We start from the raw sequence: 2,891 nt of genomic DNA on the forward strand, positions 1-2,891 counted from the left end.
GGACGTCCTCGACGACGACCAGATATCGGCGGTGATCTGGGTCGCCGTCACCATCAACGCGTTCAACCGCGTCTCGATCATGAGCGGGCATCCGGTGCGTCCGGAGCAGTGAGGGCCTCTCGCGAAGGTCCCGGCGGGACCTGGCCGACCGTCGCGAGCAGATGCCCGACCAGGGGATTGCGGTCGTTCCCGCGCCACGCGACGGCGACCCGGGTACGGGCGGTCCCCGGATCGACGCGCCGGAACGCGACGCCCTTGAGCCGGATGCGCCGGATGCTCGCCGGCGCCACGGACACCCCGAGGCCGGTCTCCACGAGTGCGCACACGGTCTGCCACTCCACCGCGTGCTGGGAGATCCGGGGCGTGAAACCCGCCGCCTCGCACAGGCCGGTGATCTGGTCGTACAGCCGCGGCCCGACCGCGCGCGGCAGCAGTACGAACGGCTCGCCGGCCAGCTGTCCGAGGGGCACGGCACGCCGGGCGGCCAGCGGGTGCCCGGACGGCAGGACGGCCACGAACGGCTCGCTGAGCACGGTCCGGAAGCCCAGCTCCGGCTCACCGGCCGGCGGCTCGCGCAGCAGCCCGATGTCGATCGTCCTCTCGCGCAGGGCGTCGAGCTGCGGTGCCGTGGTCATCTCGTGATGTCGAGGTGGGCCTCGGGGAACCGCTGCCGGAAGTCGCGCAGCAGGCCGGGCAGGACGGTCAGGGCGAGCGAGGCGGCGAAGCCGATCCGCAGCCGTCCGGCCCGGCCGCTGCCCACGGCCCGCGCGGCGGCCAGCCCGTCCGCGAGCCCGCTGAGGGCCCCCCGCGCGGCCGGCAGCAGCGCGCGGCCCGCCGGGGTGAGCGTGACCCGCCCCGGGCCCCGCTCGAACAGCGGATGCCCGACCTTGTCCTCCAGCCGGCGGATCTGCTGGCTCAGCGGCGGCTGGGCGATGCCCAGCCGGGCGGCCGCGTGCCCGAAGTGCAGTTCCTCGGCGAGCACGATGAAGGCGTGAAGCTGCGGCAGGGGAAGTTCGGGGCGGTCCATATCCCCAGAGATATCAGCTCATGGTCATCCCTGTATTAGACGTATCGGAGCCCGCCGCCTAGCGTTCGGCACATGACAGAGCGACGCGCGATCCTCAGCGGCTCGGCCTTCGAGGAGCAGATCGGTTACGCCCGTGCCGTGGTCGACGGCGACTGGGTGCACGTGTCCGGGACCACCGGCTTCGACTACACGACCATGACGATCCCGGACGACGTCGTGGAGCAGGCCGAGCAGTGCCTGCGCAACATCGGAGCCGCCCTGACCGAGGCGAAGTGCACCTTCGCCGACGTGGTGCGCGTGCGCTACCTGCTGCCCGACCGCGCGGACTTCGAGCCCTGCTGGCCCGTGCTGCGCCGCGTCTTCGGCGACGTCAGGCCGGCCGCCACCATGATGGAGTGCGGGCTCGCCGACCCCCGGATGAAGATCGAGATAGAGGTGTACGCCCGCCGCGCCACTGCCTAGGACTCCTTGGCCGGGCGCAGATAGGTGGACCAGCCGCCCGGGGGCTTCTCGCCGACCTCCAGGGTGCGCAGTCGCGCGAGCACGGCCGGATCCTGCGCGTCGAGCCAGTCGACGAACTGCCGGAAGGAGACCAGACGAACCTCCGGCCGCCCGGCGATCTGCCTCAGGGCCTCCTCGGCCGCGTCCATGTAGATACCGCCGTTCCACTCCTCGAAGTGGTTGCCGATGAACATCGGCGCCCGGTTGGTCTCGTACGCCCGGTCGAACCCGGCCATGTACGACTGCGTCGCCTGGGCACGCCAGTAGGAGTAGTTGTACGAGGGGGCGCGCGTCGAGTTCCCGGACTGGTTCGCCAGCATGTTCCAGTCCATGCTCAGCACTTCGAAACTGTGCCCCGGGAAGGGGATGCCCTGCAGCGGGAGATCCCAGACGCCTCCCTGCTTCCGCGGCCAGCGCTGCACCCCGCCCGGTGACGAGGCGTCGTAGCGCCAGCCCAGTGCGCGGGCGACGGGCAGCAGGCTCTCCTGCCCGAGCAGGCACGGGGTGCGGCCGCCCACCAGTTCCTTGTCGTAGTCGAAGGGCAGGGGCGGACGGTCGTGCCAACCGGTGTTCGTCTTCCAAGACTTGACGAACGACCGGGCCTGCTCGATCTCCCAACGCCACTGAGAGGAGGTCCAGTCGGCCACCGACCCGGGGCCCTCGCAGAAGTGCCCGTTGAAGTGCGTGCCGATCTCGTGGCCCTCGAGCCACGCCTGGCCCACGTACTTCAGGGTCGCCTTGAGGTGCTCGTCGGTGAGGTATCCGATGTCCGAGGCGCCGACCGGGTTGTTCGGCGGCTGGTACAGCCGCTTCTTGTCCTCCGGCAACAGGTAGAGGCCGGACAGGAAGAACGTCATGTGCGCTTCGTGGGCGCGGGCGAGTTCCAGGAAGCGCTGGAACAGGCCGGTGCCCACCTCGCCGGCGCCGTCCCAGGAGAACACCACGAACTGCGGGGGAGTCTCACCCGGTTCGAGGGCGGTGGGCGGGTCCGGCTGGTTGGGCTGGCGTCCGGTGTACGACGTCGAGCCGTCGCCGATCAACCGGGGCGCCGCCTGCGACCCGCCGGGGCCCGACGAGCCGAAGCCCCAACCGTCCCCACCGCCGCACCGGGCCAGTGAGGCGACGGCCGCGCCGGCACCGACGCCGAGGCCCAGGCGTGCCACATTCCGGCGGCTGATTCCACTCATCGCCATCCCAACCCGCGTCCCGTCCAGACGCGTTGTGCGCCCCCTCGATCGTTGCTGTCAGCACCTCGCACAATAAGGACGATAAGCATATGAACTGTCATATTTGGTTCGGCGTGGCGTGCAAAAAGCGGCGAGCTTCGCAGGTCGGCAGCCATCTCCGCGCCGCCCGCCGACGT

2 protein-coding genes and 2 pseudogenes are annotated in these 2,891 nt (G+C 70.7%); 2 read left to right on the forward strand and 2 right to left on the reverse strand.

What is annotated here, in order from left to right; all coding sequences use genetic code 11:
• Positions 1-112: pseudogene (locus ACWEN3_RS44575) on the forward strand (carboxymuconolactone decarboxylase family protein); the annotation flags it as partial.
• On the opposite strand, the pseudogene ACWEN3_RS44580 reads toward ACWEN3_RS44575, so the two are convergent.
• Positions 78-1,027: pseudogene (locus ACWEN3_RS44580) on the reverse strand (LysR family transcriptional regulator). The pseudogenes ACWEN3_RS44575 and ACWEN3_RS44580 overlap by 35 nt on opposite strands.
• 72 nt (positions 1,028-1,099) lie before the next feature.
• On the opposite strand from ACWEN3_RS44580, the gene ACWEN3_RS44585 reads away from it, so the two are divergent.
• On the forward strand, positions 1,100-1,489 hold the full coding sequence (locus tag ACWEN3_RS44585) for a RidA family protein (RefSeq protein WP_452983886.1): 390 nt from the start codon (positions 1,100-1,102) through the stop codon (positions 1,487-1,489).
• Here the strand turns inward: ACWEN3_RS44585 and ACWEN3_RS44590 are convergent.
• Complete coding sequence (locus ACWEN3_RS44590; RefSeq protein ID WP_452983888.1) at positions 1,486-2,715, reverse strand: hypothetical protein; 1,230 nt, start codon at positions 2,713-2,715, stop codon at positions 1,486-1,488. The two genes, ACWEN3_RS44585 and ACWEN3_RS44590, sit on opposite strands and share 4 nt — an antisense overlap.
• Positions 2,716-2,891: the final 176 nt, after the last annotated feature.

This window comes from Streptomyces sp. NPDC004561 (assembly GCF_053602155.1).

Coding starts and splice junctions, on each gene's coding strand:
- ACWEN3_RS44585 (WP_452983886.1), top strand. CDS start 1,100: ATGACAGAGCGACGCGCGATCCTCAGCGGCTCGGCCTTCGAGGAGCAG.
- ACWEN3_RS44590 (WP_452983888.1), bottom strand. CDS start 2,715: ATGAGTGGAATCAGCCGCCGGAATGTGGCACGCCTGGGCCTCGGCGTC.